The organism is Collinsella sp. CLA-ER-H8 (assembly GCF_040092335.1).
In the GTDB taxonomy this organism is placed as follows: Bacteria; Actinomycetota; Coriobacteriia; order Coriobacteriales; family Coriobacteriaceae; genus Collinsella.
In genome coordinates this window covers 39,614-60,635 of sequence record NZ_JBBNLU010000007.1, presented here as the reverse complement: position 1 = coordinate 60,635, position 21,022 = coordinate 39,614, and the positions used below count along the sequence as shown (strand labels likewise).

Annotated in this window: 18 protein-coding genes and 1 tRNA gene; 6 read left to right on the top strand and 13 right to left on the bottom strand. The window is 60.6% G+C overall.

Annotation, left to right across the window (positions count from 1 at the left end):
• Positions 1-173: 173 nt before the first annotated feature.
• Positions 174-2,006 (bottom strand): tRNA adenosine(34) deaminase TadA, encoded by a 1,833-nt coding sequence (tadA, locus tag AAAX72_RS06090; RefSeq protein ID WP_349129557.1) that lies wholly within the window; start codon positions 2,004-2,006, stop codon positions 174-176.
• A gap of 51 nt (positions 2,007-2,057) precedes the next feature.
• Here tadA and AAAX72_RS06085 point away from each other — a divergent pair.
• Positions 2,058-2,147, top strand: a tRNA-Ser gene (locus tag AAAX72_RS06085).
• Between the two features lie 3 nt (positions 2,148-2,150).
• Here the strand turns inward: AAAX72_RS06085 and AAAX72_RS06080 are convergent.
• A complete protein-coding gene (locus AAAX72_RS06080) occupies positions 2,151-2,735 on the bottom strand; it encodes a TetR/AcrR family transcriptional regulator (protein WP_158557017.1) in 585 nt (194 codons plus the stop codon).
• Positions 2,736-2,946: 211 nt separating this feature from the next.
• On the opposite strand from AAAX72_RS06080, the gene AAAX72_RS06075 reads away from it, so the two are divergent.
• Positions 2,947-3,498, top strand: coding sequence for a LemA family protein (locus AAAX72_RS06075; protein WP_082421874.1), 552 nt, complete (start codon positions 2,947-2,949; stop codon positions 3,496-3,498).
• A 478-nt stretch (positions 3,499-3,976) separates the two neighbouring features.
• Here AAAX72_RS06075 and AAAX72_RS06070 read toward each other — a convergent pair whose 3' ends face one another.
• Both AAAX72_RS06070 and AAAX72_RS06065 read right to left on the bottom strand, forming a co-directional pair.
• The gene (locus tag AAAX72_RS06070; protein ID WP_349129556.1) at positions 3,977-5,029 is read right to left on the bottom strand and encodes a branched-chain amino acid aminotransferase; all 1,053 of its coding nucleotides are present in this window, start codon (positions 5,027-5,029) and stop codon (positions 3,977-3,979) included.
• A gap of 288 nt (positions 5,030-5,317) precedes the next feature.
• Positions 5,318-5,965 (bottom strand): VTT domain-containing protein, encoded by a 648-nt coding sequence (locus AAAX72_RS06065; RefSeq protein WP_117800261.1) that lies wholly within the window; start codon positions 5,963-5,965, stop codon positions 5,318-5,320.
• A 222-nt stretch (positions 5,966-6,187) separates the two neighbouring features.
• On the opposite strand from AAAX72_RS06065, the gene cysE reads away from it, so the two are divergent.
• Positions 6,188-6,892, top strand: coding sequence for a serine O-acetyltransferase (gene cysE, locus AAAX72_RS06060; protein ID WP_035138740.1), 705 nt, complete (start codon positions 6,188-6,190; stop codon positions 6,890-6,892).
• A 108-nt stretch (positions 6,893-7,000) separates the two neighbouring features.
• Here the strand turns inward: cysE and AAAX72_RS06055 are convergent, their stop codons facing one another.
• The 4 genes from AAAX72_RS06055 to AAAX72_RS06040 form a co-directional block, all read right to left on the bottom strand.
• Positions 7,001-9,007 carry an ABC transporter ATP-binding protein gene (locus AAAX72_RS06055; protein ID WP_349129554.1) on the bottom strand — a complete coding sequence of 669 codons (2,007 nt, stop codon included), beginning with the start codon at positions 9,005-9,007 and terminating at the stop codon, positions 7,001-7,003.
• 1 nt (position 9,008) lies between these two features.
• Positions 9,009-10,733, bottom strand: a complete 1,725-nt coding sequence (locus tag AAAX72_RS06050) for an ABC transporter ATP-binding protein (RefSeq protein WP_349129553.1) — start codon at positions 10,731-10,733, stop codon at positions 9,009-9,011.
• The gene (locus AAAX72_RS06045) at positions 10,733-11,233 is read right to left on the bottom strand and encodes a MarR family winged helix-turn-helix transcriptional regulator (protein WP_349129551.1); all 501 of its coding nucleotides are present in this window, start codon (positions 11,231-11,233) and stop codon (positions 10,733-10,735) included. Before AAAX72_RS06045 ends, AAAX72_RS06050 begins: the two co-directional genes overlap by 1 nt.
• Before the next feature lie 181 nt (positions 11,234-11,414).
• Positions 11,415-11,705: a hypothetical protein gene (locus tag AAAX72_RS06040; protein ID WP_006235631.1), complete on the bottom strand. Its 291-nt coding sequence runs from the start codon at positions 11,703-11,705 to the stop codon at positions 11,415-11,417.
• Positions 11,706-11,999: 294 nt separating this feature from the next.
• On the opposite strand from AAAX72_RS06040, the gene AAAX72_RS06035 reads away from it, so the two are divergent.
• Positions 12,000-12,521, top strand: coding sequence for a nitroreductase (locus AAAX72_RS06035; protein ID WP_349129549.1), 522 nt, complete (start codon positions 12,000-12,002; stop codon positions 12,519-12,521).
• Between the two features lie 55 nt (positions 12,522-12,576).
• Here the strand turns inward: AAAX72_RS06035 and AAAX72_RS06030 are convergent, their stop codons facing one another.
• The 3 genes from AAAX72_RS06030 to AAAX72_RS06020 all read right to left on the bottom strand — a co-directional run bounded on the left by AAAX72_RS06030 (position 12,577) and on the right by AAAX72_RS06020 (position 15,762).
• Positions 12,577-13,152: a hypothetical protein gene (locus AAAX72_RS06030; RefSeq protein ID WP_349129548.1), complete on the bottom strand. Its 576-nt coding sequence runs from the start codon at positions 13,150-13,152 to the stop codon at positions 12,577-12,579.
• An 84-nt stretch (positions 13,153-13,236) separates the two neighbouring features.
• On the bottom strand, positions 13,237-14,454 hold the full coding sequence (locus tag AAAX72_RS06025; RefSeq protein WP_349129546.1) for a helix-turn-helix domain-containing protein: 1,218 nt from the start codon (positions 14,452-14,454) through the stop codon (positions 13,237-13,239).
• Between the two features lie 273 nt (positions 14,455-14,727).
• Positions 14,728-15,762, bottom strand: coding sequence for a YeiH family protein (locus AAAX72_RS06020; RefSeq protein WP_138113569.1), 1,035 nt, complete (start codon positions 15,760-15,762; stop codon positions 14,728-14,730).
• Positions 15,763-15,955: 193 nt separating this feature from the next.
• Here AAAX72_RS06020 and AAAX72_RS06015 point away from each other — a divergent pair, with 193 nt between their 5' ends.
• Positions 15,956-16,657: a GntR family transcriptional regulator gene (locus AAAX72_RS06015; RefSeq protein ID WP_349129544.1), complete on the top strand. Its 702-nt coding sequence runs from the start codon at positions 15,956-15,958 to the stop codon at positions 16,655-16,657.
• A 289-nt stretch (positions 16,658-16,946) separates the two neighbouring features.
• On the opposite strand, the gene glmS is transcribed toward AAAX72_RS06015, so the two are convergent.
• Positions 16,947-18,794, bottom strand: a complete 1,848-nt coding sequence (gene glmS / locus AAAX72_RS06010; RefSeq protein WP_349129543.1) for a glutamine--fructose-6-phosphate transaminase (isomerizing) — start codon at positions 18,792-18,794, stop codon at positions 16,947-16,949.
• 312 nt (positions 18,795-19,106) lie between these two features.
• On the opposite strand from glmS, the gene AAAX72_RS06005 reads away from it, so the two are divergent.
• Entirely contained in the window at positions 19,107-20,219 is a 1,113-nt protein-coding gene (locus AAAX72_RS06005; RefSeq protein WP_349129542.1) for a LacI family DNA-binding transcriptional regulator, read from the top strand.
• Positions 20,220-20,334: 115 nt separating this feature from the next.
• Here the strand turns inward: AAAX72_RS06005 and AAAX72_RS06000 are convergent, their stop codons facing one another.
• Positions 20,335-20,985, bottom strand: a complete 651-nt coding sequence (locus AAAX72_RS06000; protein ID WP_349129540.1) for an HAD family phosphatase — start codon at positions 20,983-20,985, stop codon at positions 20,335-20,337.
• Positions 20,986-21,022 lie beyond the last annotated feature (37 nt).

The following is a 21,022-nucleotide window of genomic DNA, read 5'->3' as shown; positions in this document are numbered from 1 at the left end:
CAAGCTTTCTACCTGCGGTTTTGTTTTTGCAAATTCCGGGATGGTCGAGGGTGGCCGGCTTAACGTAGTAGATGGTCGCATTTCGTGGCAAACGGTCCGACCCAAGACCCAAGGCAGCCAACCTCGAATGGTCATTCTCGAAGTTGCGGTGGAATACGGACTGAATTGGCACCTTAAAGGCAAAAACACTCCGTATTCCACCGCAACTTATAGGGAGATAGGCCATAGAGGCGAGCGAGGTCATAGGCTTGGGCGGCTGACTCGCCGGCACAGATGAGGTTGGCAGTGGCTTCCCGTGGTTCGAGCGCCTGGTCGAGGGGCATGGGCTTGCGGCAGATCGGAAGCACCAAGTCGATGCCCTGCACACACACCACATCCAGGTTGACGGCGCGACCACCCACGACGGCAACCACCGGTTTGCCATATCGCTTGGCGCGGCGAGCCACACCAACCGGCGCCTTTCCAGCGGCGGACTGTTCATCCATATTGCCCTCGCCTGTAATGACCAGGTCGACATCGCGTACGCGCTCGTCAAACCCAATCAGATCGAGCACCGTCTCCACGCCCGAGCGTAGCTCCGCACCGAGCGCCAGTAACGCCGCGCCCAAGCCACCGGCAGCACCCGCGCCGGGCACGCCGAGCACCGAGCAAAATGTCCGCGCACCCTCGGGCAGGCGCAACAATCCCTGAGCCCGCACCCCGGTAATTGCCGCATCGAGCAGGCGGCCGTAGCCGACCATCCAGCTGTCGTACTTGCCCAGCGCCTCGGCATCATCCGCCGGCAGACCCTTCTGTCCACCGAACACTGCCAGCGCACCGCGGCGCCCCACGAGTGGGTTCTCGACATCAGAAAGCACAACGATACGAGCGCCGCTCAGTGCACGAAGCGCTGACGTCAAATCGATACTCGACACATGTTCAAGGCCCGCAAGACCGGGGGCGACATCGCAGTCCTGATCATCGACCACACGTGCGCCCAGCGCCTGCAGCATGCCGGCGCCACCATCGTTGGTGGCGCTGCCGCCCAAGCCAATATAGATAGTCTTTGCCCCGGCACGAACCGCACGGAGCATCAGCTCGCCCACGCCATAGGTTGTAGCAGCCAGCGCCGACGACTCCGTGCAAGGCGAATACCCAATACCCGCCGCCTCGGCCATCTCAATTACAGCCGAGTCGCGCTCGTCGTCCACCAGCATCCGGGCAGACACGCGGTCGCCCAAGGGGCCTGCGACATCGCAGGTTGAGAGCTCGCCACCGCATGCGGCGATGGCATCGAGCGTCCCCTCGCCGCCATCTGCCAGCGGCAACGCGGCCACCTGGGCATCGGACCACACACGGCGCACGCCTTCGGCAACCGCCGCCTCCGCCTGCGCACTCGACACGCTGCCCTTAAAGGAGTCGATCGCCAGCAGCACACGGCGGGGCCGGCGCTGCACGGGGCCAAAATCAACCGCCGTGCCAGCATCCTCTTCGGCACACGCGAGCGCCTCGGCATGAGCGGCATGTGCCTCAAGATCGGCCCCACAACCGCAACCAGCGCCGCCCGCTCCGCGCAGACCGCCAAAATAGCTACTCAGCAGCTCGCGGCATTCATCCGCCAGCACGCCGGCATTAACGTTAAACCGATGATTCAGGCGCGAATCGGCATTCAGGTCATACAGCGAACCCAACGCGCCCGCCTTGGCATCAGCCGCGCCATACACGCAGCGCCCCACGCGCGCGTTGACCATAAGGCCCGCACACATGCAGCATGGCTCGAGCGTCACGTAAACCGTGCAATCGGAAAGGCGCCAGCGGCCAAGCGCCTGGGCGGCAGCGCACAGGGCCGCGAACTCGGCATGAGCCGAAGGATCCTGATCGAGCTCGCGCCGATTGTGCGCCCGCGCGACGATCTCACCGTCGCGCACCACTACGGCTCCGATGGGCACCTCGCCCACCGCCGCGGCGGCGCGCGCCTCGGCCAGTGCCTCGCGCATGAACTTCTCGTCGATTTCGGTGATCGTCATCGTTCGCCTTCCCTGTTGCAAATTCAAAACGATGCTATCATTACGACTCATGGAGAGATGGCAGAGCGGTTGAATGCGGCGGTCTTGAAAACCGTTGAGCGCGAGAGCGTTCCGGGGGTTCGAATCCCCCTCTCTCCGCCACTCCTAGTGATGCACCGGTGTCATGGTCCGCTCAAACAACGCATCGACCACGTCGGCTATCTCAGGTCGGCGCTCAAGATCGTGGCCCGATTCCCACCATATCGTGAAAAGTCGAATAATACCGCCGGCGACAAACTCAGACGTCGTCTCGAGTGACACGGGGGCCAGGGCATCCTCGGCAAGCACGTTCATCACACGCTCGCGGATGGAGCGGGCAATGCGGTCGCAAATAACGTTGGTCAACATGCCCGACATGCTGCTTGCCAAAATGTTATCCATGAGCCGCTCGTGCGTCAGAATCAAATCCATGGCATCGTCCAAAATCGCGTGCCGAAGCGCGCGCACGTCCTCGGCAGATACCGCGCCGGCCTCATCGGGCTGTTTTTGCGGCAAGCCCGACATGAGCTCATCGATATAAAAGGCAAAGTAATCGTTCTTGTCGCGAAAGTGCTTGTAGAACGTCGTGCGGCGAATCATGGCGCGGTCGCACAGCATGGCAACCGTCAGGTCCTCAAAACGATGCTCCTCGAGAAGCTCGGTAAAGGCATCGAACAGGGCGCGGTAGGTTTTCTTGATGCGAAGGTCCACTGGTATCGCCATCCTCAGGGCAAAGACAACACTCGTCAATCTGTCGCATATCTTACACCTGTACCTCGCGTGCTTTGTCCCGGTGCCAACCCCGCCGAAAACATAACGCTTGCCGGAAAGTTCGGCACGGCAAAACGTTGCGGGTATACTAGTAGCGTTATACCAACGGCAGCTGGCGCATGCCGCCGCGGCCATTCGAAACGGAGACATCATGATTACCGTCATCATCGGCATCGTTGTTGTCATTGTGATTGTCTGCGCCATCGCCGGCATCTACAACAACATGGTCACCAAGCGTAACCGCATCGATAACGCCTGGCAGAACATCGACACGCAGCTGCAGCGCCGCAACGACCTGATCCCCAACCTGGTCGAGACCGTCAAGGGCTACGCCAAGCACGAGCAGGAGACGCTCTCCGCCGTGATCAGCGCGCGTAACACCGCCGTCAAGGCCACCACGCCCGAGGCCAAGATGGAAGCCGACAACGTGCTGACCGGTGCGCTGCGCCAGCTCTTCGCCGTGGCCGAGGCCTATCCCGATCTTAAGGCAAACACCAACTTTACGCAGCTGCAGGCATCGCTCGAGGATACCGAGAACAAGATTAGCTATGCACGCCAGAGCTACAACGACTGCGTGCTCAGCTACAACAACGCCATTCAGACGTTCCCGGCTGTCATCTTTGCCGGCATCTTCCAGTTTAAGGAGCGCCAGGGCTTCGAGGCCGCCGAAGCAGCCCGCCAGGCCCCGACCGTCAAGTTCTAGTAGTTTGACAGCGCATCCTTAATCGGCCAAATGCATAAACCGCCCAGTCGAATGCATACTTCGACGGGGCGGTTTCCTTTTTCGCGAAGGTCCCCCTCTAAGCGCCGTGCATTTTCAGGAGTATTCAACATAGCCAAGAGCTTCGGGCGCCACGATAAATGCCAAAGACCGCGAATATCCCTGCAAATCAAACGCTATAAGCCCATAACCCCGCCCATCATTCGTAGAAAACATCGAGAAATCCCGATTTTTGCCCGAGGTCGGTATGCAGGGGCCTTCGATTGCAGAATACTCGCAAAAATGCACGTCGCCACCACCCCCACATGGCGCGAACCAAAACAAAAGAGCGGCCTTCCTTTCCGGCGCACTCCGCAGGACGAAAGAACCCCCGCCGCACGTAGTGCGCAGCGGGGGTTCTTTCATGTCCGAGGACGCACCGGAAAGGAAGGTCGCCCTCGGGCCGGACAGCTAAGACAGCTTACGCGACGGTGTAAACCCAGTTGTGCTTGTCCTCGACAGCACCGGACTGGATACCAGTCAGGGTCTCGCGAAGCTTCTTCATCACGGGACCGATCTCGGTGTAGCCAGCCGGGAAGGTCACGGTCTCGTCGGCGCCATAGACCTTGTTGTCAATCTCGCCCACCGGGGAGATGACGGCAGCGGTGCCGCACAGGCCGCACTCCACAAAGGTGCCGGCCTTGACCTCGGCCCACTCGACGGGGCGCTGATCGACGGTCATACCCAGGTCCTGAGCGACCTGAACGAGCGAACGACGGGTGATGGAGGGCAGGATGGAGTCGGTGTGCGACTGCGGAACGACGAGCGTGCCATCCTCTTTCACGAACAGGACGTTGGCGCCACCGGTCTCCTCGACATAGGTGCGGGACTCGGAGTCGAGATACAGGTTCTCGGCATAGCCCTCGCGATGGGCCTCCATCGTGGGCTTAAGGGACATGGCGTAGTTGAGGCCGGCCTTGATGTTGCCGGTGCCGTGCGGTGCGGCACGGTCATACTCGGAAACGCGCAGCTTGACGGGCTTGAGGCCACCCTTAAAGTACGGACCGACCGGGGTCACGAGAATGCGGAACGTGTACTCAGGAGCGGGAGCCACGCCGATCACGTCACCGGAGCCGATCATAAACGGACGCACGTACAGGGTCGCGCCGGAACCGAAGGGCGGAACCCAGGCGGCGTTGGCAGAAACGACCTGCTTGACGGCCTCAACGAACTTGTCCTTGGGGAACGGGGGCATCTCGAGGCGCTGCGCAGAGTTATACATGCGCTCGGCGTTCATGTCGGGACGGAAGCAGACGATGCTGCCGTCCTCGGCGGTGTAGGCCTTCAGGCCCTCAAAGACCTCCTGGCAGTAATGGAAGATACCGCCGCACTCGGAGACATGCAGGGTGTGGTCGGTGGTCAGGCCGCCCTCGTCCCACTCGCCATCCTTCCAATGAGCCTCGTAGCTGCAATCGGTCTTCATATAGCCAAAGCCGAGGCTACCCCAATCGATATCCTTCTTCTCGACAGTCATATGTCGCTCCTTACATACACAGTTGCAAACTCGCGAACCCGCACGCAAGGACCGAGGCCGGCCGCGTCGCAACGTCGCACGCCCGGAGCGTAGAGCCGGACGGGACACGCGAACAGCATCAAAGCCGATGGCACGTCGATTCGCATGCACGAGATTGTACTCCGCACGCGCGTCGGATAAAACGTTTTTCTTTAACTAAGTAAAGTATTTTCATTTGACCGAAGCAAAAAGGCCCGCCACCGTAAGCGGTGACGGGCCTCAACTGCACGGTTTGCGCGCTGACTCGAGCTACGCGTTCTTTTTGCCAAGCTTAGCCTTGACCAGACCGACCACGGTCGGGATGATCGACACGGCAACGATGCCGACGATTAGCAGCTCAAAGTGCTCCTGCACAAAGGGGATGCCGCCAAAGAAGTAGCCCAGCAGTGTAAAGAGCGTCGACCAGGTAATGCCGCCCAGCACGTTAAAGATGACAAAATTGCGCCAGTGCATGCCGCCCATGCCGGCGATAAAGGGCACAAAGGTGCGGATAAACGGGAAGAAGCGACCCAGGAAGATGGCCAGGTGACCCCACTTGTCCAAGAAATCCTCGGACTTTTTGATGCGCTCGGGCGTCATAGCCTTGACCTTGCCCGAAGCGATAATCTTTTTGCCAAAGAAGTGACCGATCATAAAGTTGCACTGGTCGCCCAGGATGGCAGCCGCCCATGCGACGGCCAGCAGGGCCACGATGTTAAAGCCGCCATTGTGGGCAAAGAAGCCCGAAGCAAACAGCAGTGAATCGCCGGGGAGGAACGGGAAGAACACCACGCCCGTCTCGATAAAGATGATCAGGAACACGCAGCCGTAGGCCATAAGCGGGCCGGCGGCGATCCAGCTGGCGATCGCGGTGCGCGGGTCCTTAAGCAGCTCGGCAATAAAATTGATGAAACCCATGAAGTAAAACCTCTCAGTTGTGGGCGCGGACACGTCCAAGTTGACCAGTATACGGTTGCGGCGCCCCCTCGTGAGCAACCCCACAAAAGCATGACTCCATTACCAGCAAGTTTGCATAACTGACACCTGTCGTGCAAAGCTGCCAAGATTGTCCTTCCTAATCCCTAGCGAATCGCTATACTTTATTGAATCGCATTGCCATGGGCTAAGGGAGGGCGGCCGGTGAGCTTTATCAATACCATCCGCGAGGACATCAAGACCGTCCAAGCGCAGGACCCCGCCGCGCAAAACGGTCTGGTCATCTTCCTTTCCTATCCTGGCCTGCACGCCAAGTGGAACCACGTGCCCGAGCACTGGCTGTGGGAGCATGGACATCGCTCGCTCGCCCGCGTGCTCTCGCAAATCACCCGTCACATCACCGGCGTCGAGATTCATCCCGCCGCACAGATCGGCAAGCACTTCTTTATCGACCACGCCATGGGCGTCGTCATCGGCGAGACCACCATTGTGGGCGACAACTGCGTGCTCTACCAGGGCGTCACGCTTGGCGGCACCGGCAACGAGACCGGCAAACGCCACCCAACGCTCGGCAATAACGTCACCGTGGGCACGGGCGCCAAGGTGCTCGGCAACATCCGCATCGGCAACAACGTCAAGATCGGCGGCAACTCGGTCGTCGTTAAGGACGTGCCCGACAACTGCACCGTCGTGGGCGTGCCGGGACGCATCATCAAGCGCAACGGCTGCCGCGTGTTCGAGGAGAGCTTCGATGCCAAGCAGCATCGCGAGTACATGCCCGACGATGCCGCCGAGCAATCCGCGCTCAACCGCCAGGGCATCACCGAGAACGCCCGCCGCGTCAAGGAACTCGAGCGAGAGGTGGCCGAGCTCAAAGCCCTCGTCGCCAAGCTCGTGGACGAACGCTAGAGGCGGACGACCACCGACAACATTGACGCCAACGCAAAGGCGCGCCAGAGGATTCACCCCCGGCGCGCCTTATTTGTGATGTGGCAAAGAGACTGTCCCTTTGTCACATTATGCGAACTGGCTCAGATAGAGGTCGGCGTAGGCACCCTCGGCAGCCAGCAGCTCCTTATGCGTGCCCTGCTCGATAATGTTGCCGTGATCCATGACCAAGATCAGGTCGGCATCAACAATCGTCGACAGGCGGTGCGCGATCACAAAGCTCGTGCGCCCGCGCATGAGCGCGTCCATGGCACGACCGATGGCAAGCTCGGTACGCGTATCCACGCTTGAGGTCGCCTCGTCCAGGATGAGAATCGCCGGGTTATTGAGCAGCACGCGTGCGATGGTCAGCAGCTGACGCTGGCCCTGGCTGATGCTCTCGGCATCGTTGGCCACGCGTGTGTCGTAGCCCTGCGGCATGGTGCGCACAAAGAAGTCGACCTGCGCGGCACGAGCGGCGGCCACAATTTCGTCGCGCGTTGCCTCGGGGCAGCCGTAGGCGATATTCTCGGCAATCGTGCCGTCGAACAGCCAGGCGTCCTGCAGCACCATGCCAAACTGCTGCCGTAGCTCGCCGCGATCCATGCGGCTCGTATCCACGCCGTCGAGCGTAATACGCCCGCCGTCAATCTCGTAGAAGCGCATGAGCAGGTTGATGAGCGTCGTCTTGCCTGCGCCCGTGGTTCCCACCACGGCAATCTTCTGGCCCGGCTCGGCGGTAAACGACACGTCGCGCATAAGCGGCTTGTCGGGCGAATAACCAAAGCGCACGTGCTCAAAGGAGACGCGGCCCTCCACGCGACCCGGCAGCTTGGCGGCCTTGTCCGGCAGCGGATCGGCCTCCATCTCGGGCTCATCGAGCAGATCGAACACGCGCTCTGCACTCGCCAGCGCGCTCTGCAGCGAGTTGAAGGTAAACGACAACTGCGTCATGGGCTCGGATGCCTCGTAGATAAACTGGAAGAACGCCTGGAACACGCCGACGGTCATGTGGCCGGCAACCAGCATACTGCAACCCACAATCGCAATCACGATCTGTGCCAGGCGGCCGATAAAGCGCACCGCGGGGCCGACGGCGTTAATCATAAAGTCGGCCTTGGCACTCACGCGTGCCAGCTCGCCCGAGGCCTGGTGCACCTCGGCAGAACTTTGGCGTTCGCGGTTAAACGCGCGGATCACCAGACGGCCCGAATAGCCTTCCTCGACCGCACTCGTAATCTTGGACACCCACTCCTGGCGCTCGCCCGTCACATCGTGTGTGCGGCGCGAGACGACCTTCGTCACCAGCAGCGACAGTGCCGTAAAGAACAGAAAGACGAGCGTAAGCTGCACGCTGAACACGAACATCACGCTCACAGCACCAACAACCATGCCGATCGACACGAGCAGCTGCAGCAATCCGCGCTGCATGCTCTCGGACATCTTGTCCAGGTCGTTGGTCGCGCGGCTGACGACCTCGCCGGGACGATGCGCGTCAAAATAGGCGAGCGGCAGACGGTTGAGCTTTTGCGCGATGCGGTTGCGCAGGCGCAGATTGAGACGCTCAGCGACGCTCGACATCAAAAAGCTCTGGAGCGCATAGAACGAGGCAGCAGCCGTCCAAATCATAAAGTAGATGAAGATGGTCCTGCCGCAGTTCTCCCAGGTGATGTTGAAGGTGGTGTCGTTGGCAAACGCCACCTGAATGTGGCTCCACAGCTCATCGATCACGCGGGCGCTATATGCCGGCGCGGCAGTGTTAAAGATGGCATAGAACACAATGCTCGCGAACACGATATAGAAGCGCCAATGGTCGCCGGCAGCCTCACTCCACAGGCGGCGCACCGTCGCCCAGGTATCCCGAGGCGTCTCGTCCTCGTCCTCGTCGTCCACATCGCGCATGCGCTCTGCCTCAGCGCGGGCGCGCTCGTCCTCGGCGCGCTCGTTTTCCTCGTAGAGCGCTTGGCGGCGAGCCTCGCGCTCGGCTGCAGCCTTGGCGGCGTCATCCAGCTCGGGTGCCACGGCAGCCGTTTCCTCGGCCAGCCCCGCGGCAACGGCGTCATCAACGCTGGCCTGCTTCTTGAGCTCCTCGGTCATGCTACTCACCTCCCTTCATCTGCGATTCCGCGATGGCGCGGTACACCTCGCAGGTTTCCATAAGCTCGCTATGCGTGCCCAAGCCCACAATCTCGCCGTCCTTGAGCACGACAATCTGGTCGGCATGCAAAATCGTCGAGATGCGCTGCGCGATGATGAGCACCGCAGCGCCACGCGTCTCGTCTTGCAACGCATGGCGCAGGGCGGCATCAGTCTTAAAGTCCAGAGCAGAAAAACTGTCGTCGAAGATATACAGGTCGGCGCGCTTCATGAGCGCGCGAGCAATGGCCAGGCGCTGGCGCTGGCCACCCGAGAAGTTCGTACCGCCCTGCGCCACCGGGGTATCGAGCCCCTGCGGCTGATCGAGCACAAAGGTGCTCTGGGCAACCTCAAGCGCGTGAAGCATGTCGTCCTCGGTCGCGCCTTCGTTACCAAAGCGAAGATTGCTCGCCACCGTGCCCGAGAACAGCCACGCCTTCTGCGGCACATAGGCAATGCGCCCGCGGATTTCGCCTTGCGTAAGCTCGCGCAGGTCCACACCATTCAGGCGAATGGAGCCCTTGGTGGCATCGTGGAAGCGCAGCAGAAGCTTTGCCACCGTCGATTTGCCCGAGCCTGTCGAGCCAACGATTGCGGTCGTCTGACCGCGACGACAGGCAAAGCTCAGGTCGCACAGGGTGTCCTCGTCGGCATCGTCAAAGCGAAACGACATATGATCGAACACGGCAACAGCATCCGCATCGTCCTCGGAGGCAGGCGCCCCGTCACCCAGCGTGCGCTCGCCATCGACGATGCTCGGCTCAATCTCCAACACCTGCTGCGCACGGTTCAGGCACGCGGCAGCACGCGGAAGCGTCAGCACCACCATCTGCGCCATCATCACAAAGAACAGAATCAGGATTGCGTACTCAAGCACCGCCGAGATACTCGCAATCTGCATGGCGTGGGCGCCTACGCGGTTGCCGCCCACCCACAGCACCGCCACCTCGGCGATGTTCATCAAAAAGAAGCTTGAGCTGTCGAGGCCCACAAACAGGTGGTTGACTTTGATGGCGTTGGCGGCGTATTCGCTAAACACCTCGTCCAGACGCCGTTCCTCGTGGCGCTCCTTGTTAAACGCACGGATGACGCGCACGCCCACAATATTCTCGCGCAGCACCACGTTCATGCGGTCGATAAAGCCCTGTAGGCGCATAAAAATCGGCGCCGCGTTGGCAACCGTAAAGACCGCCGCCACCAGCACGATCGCAACCACCACGCCCAGCAGCGTTCCCATGGCGGGATCGATGAACCAAGCAAAAATGATGCCCACGACGGCCAAGAACGGCACCGGCAGCACCAACTGAATCGTCTGCAAGATAGCCTGCTGAATCACGTTGATGTCGTTGAGCGAGCGCGTGATCATCGATCCGGTGCCAAAGCGCTCAAAATCGCTGGCCGCGAGCTCGAGCGATTTGTCGTACACGGCATTGCGGATATCGCAAGCCACGTTGGCGGCCAGGCGCGCCGAAAGATAGCAGCCCAGCACCGTGCCGCCGCTAGCCATGCTGGTCGCGATAAACATGTATAGGCCGTTGCGTAAAATGTAGTCGATATCGCCCGTGGTAATACCGGTGTTGACCATGTTCGCCAGCATCGTGGGAACCAACAGCGTACCGACGTTATCCACCAGCAGCACCAGCAGCGTCACTGCGACAAGCCCTCGATAGGGCTTCAAAAACCTCATTAACAGTCGCACGACTCCCCCTCACCCTGATTCTCGGCCTGGCTCTCGGCAGCGATATGCTGCTTAAAGGCATCGCACTCATCGCCGAGCACCTGAGAGAATTTGCCGATCAAGCGCATAATCTCGCGCTGCTCACATGGCTCAAGCGCGCCAAAGGCTCGCTGCTCGGCCTTGAGTGCCGGCAGCGCATAACGCTCGGCAAATCGCCTGCCCTCTTCGGTCAGGCTCACAACCTTGTTCTTACGGCTACCTTCGGCAAACTCCAACGTTGCGAAGCCCCGCGCCGTCAAGGTTTTAATTGCCGAGTTGATGGTCTGCTTGCTGTAGAACCATTCGCTTGTCAGACGGCTTACGGCAATACTGCCGCCCGCCGTGCTGGTATCGACGAGCATCCAGTAAGCGCAGTCCGAAAGGCCGCAGGCGCGCGAGAACTCCGAATAGATATGGTCGAGTCCATCGAGCAACCGGTCGAAGTCGACCAGCGTAACCGCACTATTCATCTATCCCACCATTCAATTGTCCGATTTTTGACCAATTATGTGTCTCTAGATTAGTCCGAGTTTTGACTATCGTCAACAGGCTCTCCGCAAATGCGTGCACTTTTATGGCCTATCGGCAGAAAAAGACCGCCGGCGCGGGGGTGGCGCCAGCGGTCACGTGAAAATCGGGTTTTATTGCCTGTTAAGCGGCGACGGCCTCATAGACCGTAGCGCCCGAGAAGCTGTCATGCAGGCTCTTGCCGGCAATCCACGGCAGCTCGACGACCTCGCAGACCGTGTTGACCAGCTCGGAGCAGTCAGTAAAGTGGCCCTTGTCGTTGAGGGCCTCGCAATCCTGAACACGCCAATAGCCATCGGTGTGCGTGATGTAGTACTCGTGATCGTTAATCGACACGAAAGCGCGCGTCTTGGAACGCAGCAGCTTCAGAAATCCTTCGAAATCGGTCTCGACGACATCTCCAGCCTGGAACATGATGTTACCTCCTGGCCCGGCGCCACCACGGCGCATTGATAAACGTTGGTACTCCTTTAGTAAAACCTTTATCAGAGGTTATGCGTTCGTCATTTAGGCAAGTGGTAAAAAACCGCAGGGTAGACGGGATAAAACGTTTAACCATCCCATTGGTTTGTCACATTCTGAAGGTACTTTTATGCAAACCTACTTTGCCAATTGGAATCTATCCTTTTGGCCGGGCAATTGACCGTCTATCGTTTGAGCCCGACGGGTATGAACGGGGCATCTGCAACGCCACCGCAAGGAGACACCATGGAGACTATCGAAGCACTCATTCACCGCCGCAGCTGCCGCAACTACAGCGATCGTCCCGTCGAGGCTGAAAAGCTTGCACGTATTATCGAAGCCGGCCAATATGCACCGAGCGGCATGGGCCGCCAGCCGGTGACATTTGTCGCCGTCACCGACCCCGCGACCGTCGAGCGTCTCTCACAGCTCAACGCCCAGGTCATGGACAGCAACAGCGACCCCTTCTATGGCGCCAAGACCGTTGTGGTGGTGCTGGTTGACCGCAGCGCGCCCACACATCTGGAAGACGGCTCGCTCGCCATGGGCAACTTGCTCAACGCCGCCTATGCACTGGGTGTCGATTCGTGCTGGATTCACCGCGCGCATGAGGTCTTTGACTCGCCCGAGGGCCTGGAGCTGCTGGCCAGCTGGGGCCTGCCCGCCGACGGCAGCCTGCGCGGTGTCGGTAACTGCATTCTTGGCTACGCCGAGGACACGCTACCCGAGGCAAAGCCGCGCCGCGACAACGTGGTGTACGTTAGGTAGCGCAGGAGTGTCCCAAACTGCCGGCAGAAAAGGAACGTCCCCTTCTGCCGGCAAGCTATGTTGATATTTGAGTTGTCGTCGCTTCGCTTGTCTGGGCCGTTTCGGCGTCGTCGCCTTGCTTGTCTTCGTCCTTTTGCGCATCGGCGATGGTGGAGGCCGCCGCGACGATGCCGCGCTGGGGCGCGACGCTCGTCTGGGCCTGAGCGCCCTCGACAACTTCTGTACCTACATGCGCGAGCTCGGGCGATTTAAACATTGCGTCCAAGTTGGCGCCACCGCCGGCGTAGCCAAGCGCAGCGAGCGCGATGACGATCACTGCAACGGCGGCCACGATCGGCACGTAGCGATGCCAGCCGGCGGGATTGAGCCCGCTGCGGCGAGCCGCCCCGCGGCTGATGTAGCCGAGCGTTCCGTCGTGCTTGAGCTTTGAGCCCACCACGCGTTTGCGGCCCCACAGCGAGGACTCTGCCTGCATTGCCAAGCGGGCGCTTGCCGAAGGATAGCCGTATTTAGTGCGCTTGAACGAGCCATCAAACCCCGAGGCGTGTTTGCCCCACGTCACCGATGTCGTGCGTCGGTTGACCGGCGCGGCACTCCGCCTTCTGCGGCTCGGTTTTGAAGTCTCAGCCATATGTCCTCGCACGCCGTAACCAAATCGAAACAATAACGCTTTGGACTGTAGCACACGCGTCGCGCGCGGTCACGGGCGCCTCGCTCAACGGTCATCGTCCTTCAGCAAGCGCCACAGCGTTGTACGGCTTATGCCCAGCACCTCTGCCGCACGAGTCCGGTTGCCGTGGAGATGATCTACAACCAGATGCGCGATATCTCGCTCGGTATCGGCCAGCGGTCGCAGGATATACAGGTCACTTTCGAGCGTCGGGGCGCCAAAGGTTGCGGTCTTAATCACGTCCTCTTGGGCGAGCACTTCCTCCGCCACAGCGCGGTCCACCGTGCCCGCCCCCACCAATATATACAGTCGTTCCGAGACCTCGCGGAGCTGCAGATAATTGCGCGGCCAGCGGTAAGCATCGAGCGTCTTCGTCGCCGCGGCAGACGGCGTGGGCGCTGCCGTCCCAAATGCATCAGCGAGATATTCCAAATAGCGCGCAGCCTTCGTCGACGCGGCTCCCTGCTCGGCGATTGCCGGCGCCACGCTCACCGCACAGGCGAGGCGCTCGGTCACAAAGGCGGCTTGATCACTTTCGCCGCCGCCCGGCATGTCATTCGCTGTCAGCACCACATGGCAGCGCGTCGCCAACGCGGTGTCGGTCATCGTGGAGACCAGCTCGCGGAGGCGCTGGGGGCCAACCGCATTCCAGCCCTCAATGCAAAGGGTCAGCCCCGTTTGGAACAACGGCGATTCGGCGCTTTTGAGCACATGGCGCCAACCGCGCTCGGTGAGTTCATCGAGCGCGACGGAAACAAAGGGTTGATCGGCAAAAGGGCCATCCAGATAGAGGCGCTTGGCGATCTCGACCTGACCCGCTCCCAGCTCGCCCTCGAACATAAGGGGCACACCGCGCGCGTAACTCTCTGCAACCGGCGCAGCCACCGAGGCCGCCCCCTCAACGATGCCGTACGCGCTCGATTCGTAGCGGGCCTCAACTTCGTCGGCGTTGAGCCACTCGATGCCCGCATGCGCCGCGGCACCGCGCACCTCGCGGACCACGACGACCCAAAGCCCCCCGCCCTCTTTGTCGGTGGGGCGAACGGTCAGGCTCAGGCGCGCACCCGCACGCCCCATAACCAGACGCGCGCCGTCTCCTATACGGTCGAGGCGCTCAGCTACAAAAGCCGCCACATCCCGCTCAAGCGCCGCGTCATTCATGGTCGAGATCGCGACGTCCCCACGCGCATCGATTGCCAATGCCGAGGCCCCGGCAGCAGCCAGGGCCTCGGTCAAGATGTTCAGCTTGGCATCGCTATCCATGATTTGCCCCTGTCCGCGGCGACATGCAGCCGCCGACGGTCGCACGACCGAGTGTTTCAAAATTGAACGATATTGCTCACCAAACACTATAGGGCAGAAAGCGCCGTCCTGCGAGTATAGGTGTTGCCCCGCATCGCCATCCTGGCGGGGCGATAAGAGCTCTTCGGGACTTATAAACCTGCGGACAAGCCATACCCGCAAGAGCTCCTATCGCTCCACCGTGAGAATGCGCTCACCAGCACGAAGCACGCAGCACGCAAACAAGCTACTTCTCTACCAGATTCCCAGTACGTGTTGCATTCCCAAACTCATGCACGCAATGCCAATCCAGCAGCAAAAGCCCAATGCGATGGGCTTGCCGCCCTTTTTGACCAGCTCGACGATATCGGTATTAAAGCCAATAGCCGCCATGGCCATCACAATAAAGAATTTCGACAGCTCCTTGATGGGCGCCGTAAAGGACGCGGGAAGCTGAAGCACCGTGGTGATCACGCTCGCCAGCACAAAGAACAGCACGAACATGGGAAACGCGCGTTTAAGCGAGAACGTGCTTTTGGCGTCACCGCCGGCCTTGCGCGCCAGATGCATCTGCCAGCATGCGAGAACCAACGTGATGGGAATAATGGCCAGCGTCCTGGTGAGCTTGACCACTGTGGCGCTCTCGAGCACATTGGCGCCGGGGTGCATGCTGTCCCAGGCGCTCGCCGCAGCCGTTACGGACGAGGTGTCGTTGATGGCGGTACCGGCAAACAGGCCAAAGCCCTCGTTGGTCAGCCCGAGCATGCCGCCGAGCGTCGGAAACACAAGCGCCGCGATAACGTTAAACAGGAAGATGACCGAAATAGCCTGGGCAATCTCGCGATCGTCGGCATCGATGACGGGTGCGGTCGCAGCGATGGCAGAACCGCCGCAAATCGACGAACCCACACCCACAAGCGTCGCGATCTTGCCCGGCACGTTCATAACGCGGCAGAGCACAAAGGCGATGACAAGCGAGGTCGAGATTGTCGCCACGATAATCGGCAGCGACTGGGCGCCCTTGGACAGAATCTGGGAGAGGTTCATGCCAAAGCCAAGCAGGATAACCGCGTACTGCAAGACTTTTTTGGACGTATAGGTGACGCCGGCGGCGAGCTGTTCGCGACGATTCTTGGGAAAGACGAGCGCCAGGACCATGCCAAAGAGGATGGCGAATACCGGACCGCCGACCACCTCAACCTGTTTGCCGAGCAACGTCGCGGGAATGGCGATGATCAGGCAGAACAAGACGCCTTTCCAGCGCTCGCGTACGATATTTGCCAGTTGCATATGGGATTCCTTCTTTCTATTTCACGTTTGCGACGGCTTATGATACGGCAACATTGAGCACAGCCTTGCGCAAACACAGACTAAGATGCCGCGATAGTTCTCAGGCAACAGCCGAATTACCCACCGCGGAGAGCTGATTCGCGGCATAATTAACAACTGACATATGAGTTTGATAGAACAGTTGCGAGGCGCTATGGAAGAATCGATGCACGTCGGCGAGCAGGAAACGAGCCTACAGGACCAGTCCTACCACACCATTCGACGCAAAATCGTCTACCTGGACTACAAGCCGGGCGAAAAGCTGGGCGTCAAGCAGCTTTGCGATGACCTGGGCATGGGTCGCACGCCCGTGCGCGAGGCTTTGGTTCGCTTGGCGCAGGAAGGCCTGGTGCGCACCGTGCCCCAGAGCGGCACCTACGTCTCGCCCATCAACCTCACCCTTGCCGAGAGTGCCTGTTACATCCGCGAGCATCTGGAAAAGCAGGTGATTGTGGAGTGCTGTGCGCGCGCCACGTCGGCCGGCATCGAGCAGCTCGACCGCGCCATCGTGCTGCAGGAAAAGGCCATGGCCGAGGAGGATCGCATCGGCTTCTTTTTGAGCGACAACCTCATGCATCACATGATTTTTAGCATCGCATGTCGCAGCACCGTGTGGTCGTGGCTCGAAGAGACCAATGCCGACCTGGAGCGCTTCCGCTGGCTGCGCGCCGCCACGCAGGTTCTCGACAATCAGGACATCGTGAACGAGCACAAGCAGATTCGCCGCGCTATCGCCGGTCGCGACCCCATCGAAGCGAGCTTTTTGGTCAGCAAGCACCTGCACATGATGTTCCGCAATCAAACCGAGGTTCTGGACCAGTTCCCCGAGTACTTCGAGACCAGCAAGCTCCGCTAACCTGCCAAAAAGGAACAGGTTTATTTTGGCAGGTTTTATCCGGGCAAATGAAACAAGGCCCGGCTCCGTCTTGATGCGGAGCCGGGCCTTAGTCGTTACAGCGCGCCAACAACGGGGCGCTCGATGTCAGTCGCCAGCAGCGAGCGGGCCGCATTTGCGCCAAGGTGACGTGAAATGAGAGGGCGCTGACCTTCTGGTCGCGCCCTCGAAATTGAACGTCAGATTGGCGTGAATGCGGCACGCGCAGCGTCAAGCAGTTCCGGCGTTTGGCAAAACGCCGGAACATCCGCTACTCTACCGTGACGCTCTTGGCGAGGTTTCGGGGCTGGTCGACGTCGCAGCCGCGCAGGATGGCGACCTCGCGTGCGAGCAGCTGCAGAGGAACGCTCGCCGTGATGGGGCTGAACACGTCGCGGACTGCTGGCACGCGGATAATGCAGTCGGCGATCTTGTTGATCTCCTCGTCGCCCTCGGTGGCAACGACGATGACCTTGGCACCGCGCGCCTTGCACTCCATAAGGTTCGACACGGTCTTGTCGTAGGTGGCACTCTTGGTGGCCACAGCGATGACAGGGAAGCCCGGGTCGATCAGGGCAATGGGGCCGTGCTTCATCTCGCCGGCGGCGTAGGCCTCGGCGTGCAGGTAGCTGACCTCCTTGAGCTTGAGCGCACCCTCGTAGGAAATAGCGGCACCCATGCCGCGGCCCACGAACAGCGCCGACTGCGCATCCTTGCACAGCAGGGCAGCCTCATGCACGGCATCGGTCTGCGTGTCCAAAATCCACTGGATCTGCTCGGCCGTATCGGAAAGCTCGCGGAACAGCATGCGTGCCTGTTTGGTGGTCAGGCGGTACTTGACCTGCGCCAGCAGCAGGGCCAGCAGCGTCAGGCTCACAACCTGGCCGATAAAGCTCTTGGTCGAGGCGACCGCGATCTCCTTGTTGGCCTTGGTGTAGATGACGCCGTCGCTCTCACGCGCCACGGGGCTGCCCACCACGTTGGTGATGCCGAAGACCTTGGCACCCTTGATGCGCGCGTCGCGAATGGCGGCAAGGGTATCGGCCGTCTCGCCCGACTGGGACACGGCAACGACAAGCGTCGTCGGCGTGATGATGGGATTGTGATAACGGAACTCGCTGGCCGCCTCAACCTCGGTGGGAATGCGAGCCCAGCCCTCGATGAGATTCTTAGCAATGAGGCCAGCGTGATAGCTGGTGCCGCAAGCGATCACGTAGACGCGGTCGATGTCGTTGAGCTCCTCGAGCGAAAGGCCCAGCTCGTCGATGTCGAGCTCGCCGGCCGGCGTCATACGACCGACCAGCGTGTCGCGCACGACGCGCGGCTGCTCGTGGATTTCCTTGAGCATAAAGTCGGGATAACCGCCCTTTTCTGCCATGTCCAGGTCCCAGTCGATGTGGGTGACCTTGGGCTCGATAACGTTGCCGGCCTCGTCGGTGTACTCGACGCCTGCGGGCGTGAGCTTGGCAAACTGACCGTCCTCGAGCACCACGACATCGCGGGTGGCGTCGATGAGCGCGATGACATCAGAAGCAACATAGGAGCCGGTTTCACCCACACCGACTACGATCGGGGAATCCTTGCGGGCCACGGCGATCACGCCGGGCTCGTCAGCGCACACGGCGGCCAGACCATAGGCACCGACCACGTGGGTGCAAGCCTCGCGCACGGAGGCCATCAGGTCGTGCGTCTCGGCATAAGCCTCTTCGATCAGATGCGCGAAGACCTCGGTATCGGTCTCGCTCTTAAAGTGGTGGCCGCGGTCCTCCAGCTCTTCGCGCAGCTCGGCGAAGTTCTCGATGATGCCGTTGTGAACGATGGCGATACGACCGTCGCAGCTGGTGTGGGGGTGAGCGTTAACGACCGAAGGCTTGCCGTGGGTGGCCCAACGGGTGTGGCCGATACCGCAGGTAGCGTCGCTGTCAATGTTGGAAAGCTCGCTCTCCAAGCCCGCGACCTTGCCCACGCGGCGGATGACGTCGAGGTGCGCCGCGGCGCCCTCGCCCACCTCGAGCGCGACGCCCGAGGAGTCATAGCCGCGATACTCCATACGCTTGAGGCCTGTGACCAGGATGTTTTTTGCAATATCAGAGCCGGTGTAGCCGACAATTCCGCACATAGGATAAATCCCTTCGTCCGCTTGACTGCAAAACGTCCACGCACAAGGGGCGCTGAGACGTATAACGTTCGAGTATTGTACTCACGCAAACGCAAGCTGATATACCAGAAGTGGTATCTCAACTTAGATACCACTCGATGCACACACGTCCAGCCGGTCCAAACCACCACAAAGGTGCCTGCCCCCTTCGTGGTGGTCGCGCTGGCAATAGCGTTTGCCCCGATAAAACCTGCCAAAATAAACCTGTCCCTTTTTGGAAGGTTTGGGATGCTACAATCTGGCTTGTACTTGAAACGCATCAAAGGGGCCGCTATGGCAAAGGTAAAAATCAGCGACGTCGCGCGCGAGGCCGGGGTTTCGTTGGGCACGGTTTCCAACGCGCTCAACCACCCCGAAAAGCTGCGCCCCGAGACCCTCAAGCTCATCAACGAGACCATCAATCGCCTTGGCTACCTGCCCAACCAAAGCGCCCGTCAGCTCGCGGGCGGCGCCACCAAGTCCTTTAGCCTGGTGCTCCCCCGTCTCGATCACGGCTTTTCGCTCCAAATCGCCAGCGGCGCCCACAACGAGGCCCGCAAGCACGGCTACGACTTGCTCATCGCCAACGCCGATAACGACGATATTCTCGAGGACCATTACCTACGCTACTTTATGGGCACCCAGATGTCCGGCGTCATGGTTCAGCCCATGGCATCCCCCGACTGGCACCCCGCCATGGCCAAGATGCCCGTGCCGATCGTCCACCTGGACATCCATTGCTCCGAGCCCGGCTACTATGTAGCGGCCGACAACGAGGCCCAGGGTCGCATCATTGCCGAACTCGCCATCGCCCGCGGCGCACACCATATTGCCGTCGTCGGCCGAGCAGCATTTATGCAACTCACCCTGCGCGTCCTTGGCATTCATAAGGCGCTCGCTCTGCACCCCGATATCAAGATCGAAGTCATCGACGCTGGCGAATGGAATACCGCTGCCGACGGCTACGGCATCGGCGCCCAAATCGCCGCGCGCCCCGCCGACGAACGCCCCGATTTTGTCGTCGGTCTGACCGACGTGCTGGCCTCGGGCGTCATCTCGGCGCTGGTCGACAAAGGCATCGCCGTCCCCGGGCAAGTACGCGTAGCAGGTTGCGATGGCAACCCACTCGCTTGGAGCGGATCGGTCCCGCTCACTACGGTAGCGCCCCCGGGCTACGAGATTGGCCGCAAGGGCGTTCAATTGCTCATGGAGCAAATCGAGAACAAGGCCCCGGCGAAGACCAAGCACGTCCACATCGGCTCTGCCGCGCGCACCGTCACCGCAGTCACCGCCGCCGAGGATATCAACCGCCAAGAACTCGTACGGCCGTTCCTGCTGGAACGCGCCAGCACCCAGGCAAGCAGCCAGACCGACGCCACGGCCATCAACCTCGGTGCGTATCTATAGCACGCCCGCAAGTATGCTATGTCGCCGAATAAGCAAAAGGGGACCCGACCATTGCCGGGCCCCCTTTTGCTTAAGCGCAAACGTGGGCAATTGCTCGTTTCAACACCGCAATTGTCTAGCGCACGGCCTCGACTGCCGCCGCCAGATCGAACAACGTATCGAGCACGGCCTCGCAGCCATCCACCACGTCCTGCGGCAGCGGCACGATATCGGGGACGGCAAAGACATGGCATCCGGCCGTGATGCCCGAGACGCAGCCGTTGCGCGAATCCTCGACCACGGCACATTCCTCGGGAGCAAAGCCCGCGCACTCGCAGGCGAGCAAATACATCTCGGGGTCGGGCTTGCCGTGCACGACGTCCTCACCGCAGGTCACCGTTTCAAACTTGTCAAAGAGGCCGAATGCTTTAAGGTTGCGCTCGGCCGTAACATGGCGCGATGACGTTGCAAGGCCTACGTGATAGCCCGCAGCCAACAGCTCGTCTATGCACTCGGCAGCGCCGGCCTTAAGCTCCAGATCGGTCTTGACCATCTCGTCGCGAATCTCCTTGTGGCGGACATAGATCGCCTCGGCGGTCTCGTGGCTGCCGTAATGCTTATCGAGGATGTCCATGACATCGGGTAGCGTGCGACCGATAAACTGATGGATCAGCGCATCATCAATCGCGAGCCCCAGCTCAGCGGCGCCTGCCTTCCAGGCCCTAATCCCCAAACGCTCGGTATCGACCAGCGTTCCATCCATGTCAAAAATAACAGCCTTGATCATATCGGTCCCCCTCGCCGGATTGCATTACTGCCACTCT

Excerpts from the sequence above, each read along its gene's own strand:
- tadA (WP_349129557.1), bottom strand. The coding sequence starts at position 2,006 with ATGACGATCACCGAAATCGACGAGAAGTTCATGCGCGAGGCACTGGCC.
- AAAX72_RS06075 (WP_082421874.1), top strand. The coding sequence starts at position 2,947 with ATGATTACCGTCATCATCGGCATCGTTGTTGTCATTGTGATTGTCTGC.
- AAAX72_RS06070 (WP_349129556.1), bottom strand. The coding sequence starts at position 5,029 with ATGACTGTCGAGAAGAAGGATATCGATTGGGGTAGCCTCGGCTTTGGC.
- AAAX72_RS06065 (WP_117800261.1), bottom strand. The coding sequence starts at position 5,965 with ATGGGTTTCATCAATTTTATTGCCGAGCTGCTTAAGGACCCGCGCACC.
- AAAX72_RS06055 (WP_349129554.1), bottom strand. The coding sequence starts at position 9,007 with ATGACCGAGGAGCTCAAGAAGCAGGCCAGCGTTGATGACGCCGTTGCC.
- AAAX72_RS06050 (WP_349129553.1), bottom strand. The coding sequence starts at position 10,733 with ATGAGGTTTTTGAAGCCCTATCGAGGGCTTGTCGCAGTGACGCTGCTG.
- AAAX72_RS06045 (WP_349129551.1), bottom strand. The coding sequence starts at position 11,233 with ATGAATAGTGCGGTTACGCTGGTCGACTTCGACCGGTTGCTCGATGGA.
- AAAX72_RS06040 (WP_006235631.1), bottom strand. The coding sequence starts at position 11,705 with ATGTTCCAGGCTGGAGATGTCGTCGAGACCGATTTCGAAGGATTTCTG.
- AAAX72_RS06035 (WP_349129549.1), top strand. The coding sequence starts at position 12,000 with ATGGAGACTATCGAAGCACTCATTCACCGCCGCAGCTGCCGCAACTAC.
- AAAX72_RS06030 (WP_349129548.1), bottom strand. The coding sequence starts at position 13,152 with ATGGCTGAGACTTCAAAACCGAGCCGCAGAAGGCGGAGTGCCGCGCCG.
- AAAX72_RS06025 (WP_349129546.1), bottom strand. The coding sequence starts at position 14,454 with ATGGATAGCGATGCCAAGCTGAACATCTTGACCGAGGCCCTGGCTGCT.
- AAAX72_RS06020 (WP_138113569.1), bottom strand. The coding sequence starts at position 15,762 with ATGCAACTGGCAAATATCGTACGCGAGCGCTGGAAAGGCGTCTTGTTC.
- AAAX72_RS06015 (WP_349129544.1), top strand. The coding sequence starts at position 15,956 with ATGGAAGAATCGATGCACGTCGGCGAGCAGGAAACGAGCCTACAGGAC.
- glmS (WP_349129543.1), bottom strand. The coding sequence starts at position 18,794 with ATGTGCGGAATTGTCGGCTACACCGGCTCTGATATTGCAAAAAACATC.
- AAAX72_RS06005 (WP_349129542.1), top strand. The coding sequence starts at position 19,107 with ATGGCAAAGGTAAAAATCAGCGACGTCGCGCGCGAGGCCGGGGTTTCG.
- AAAX72_RS06000 (WP_349129540.1), bottom strand. The coding sequence starts at position 20,985 with ATGATCAAGGCTGTTATTTTTGACATGGATGGAACGCTGGTCGATACC.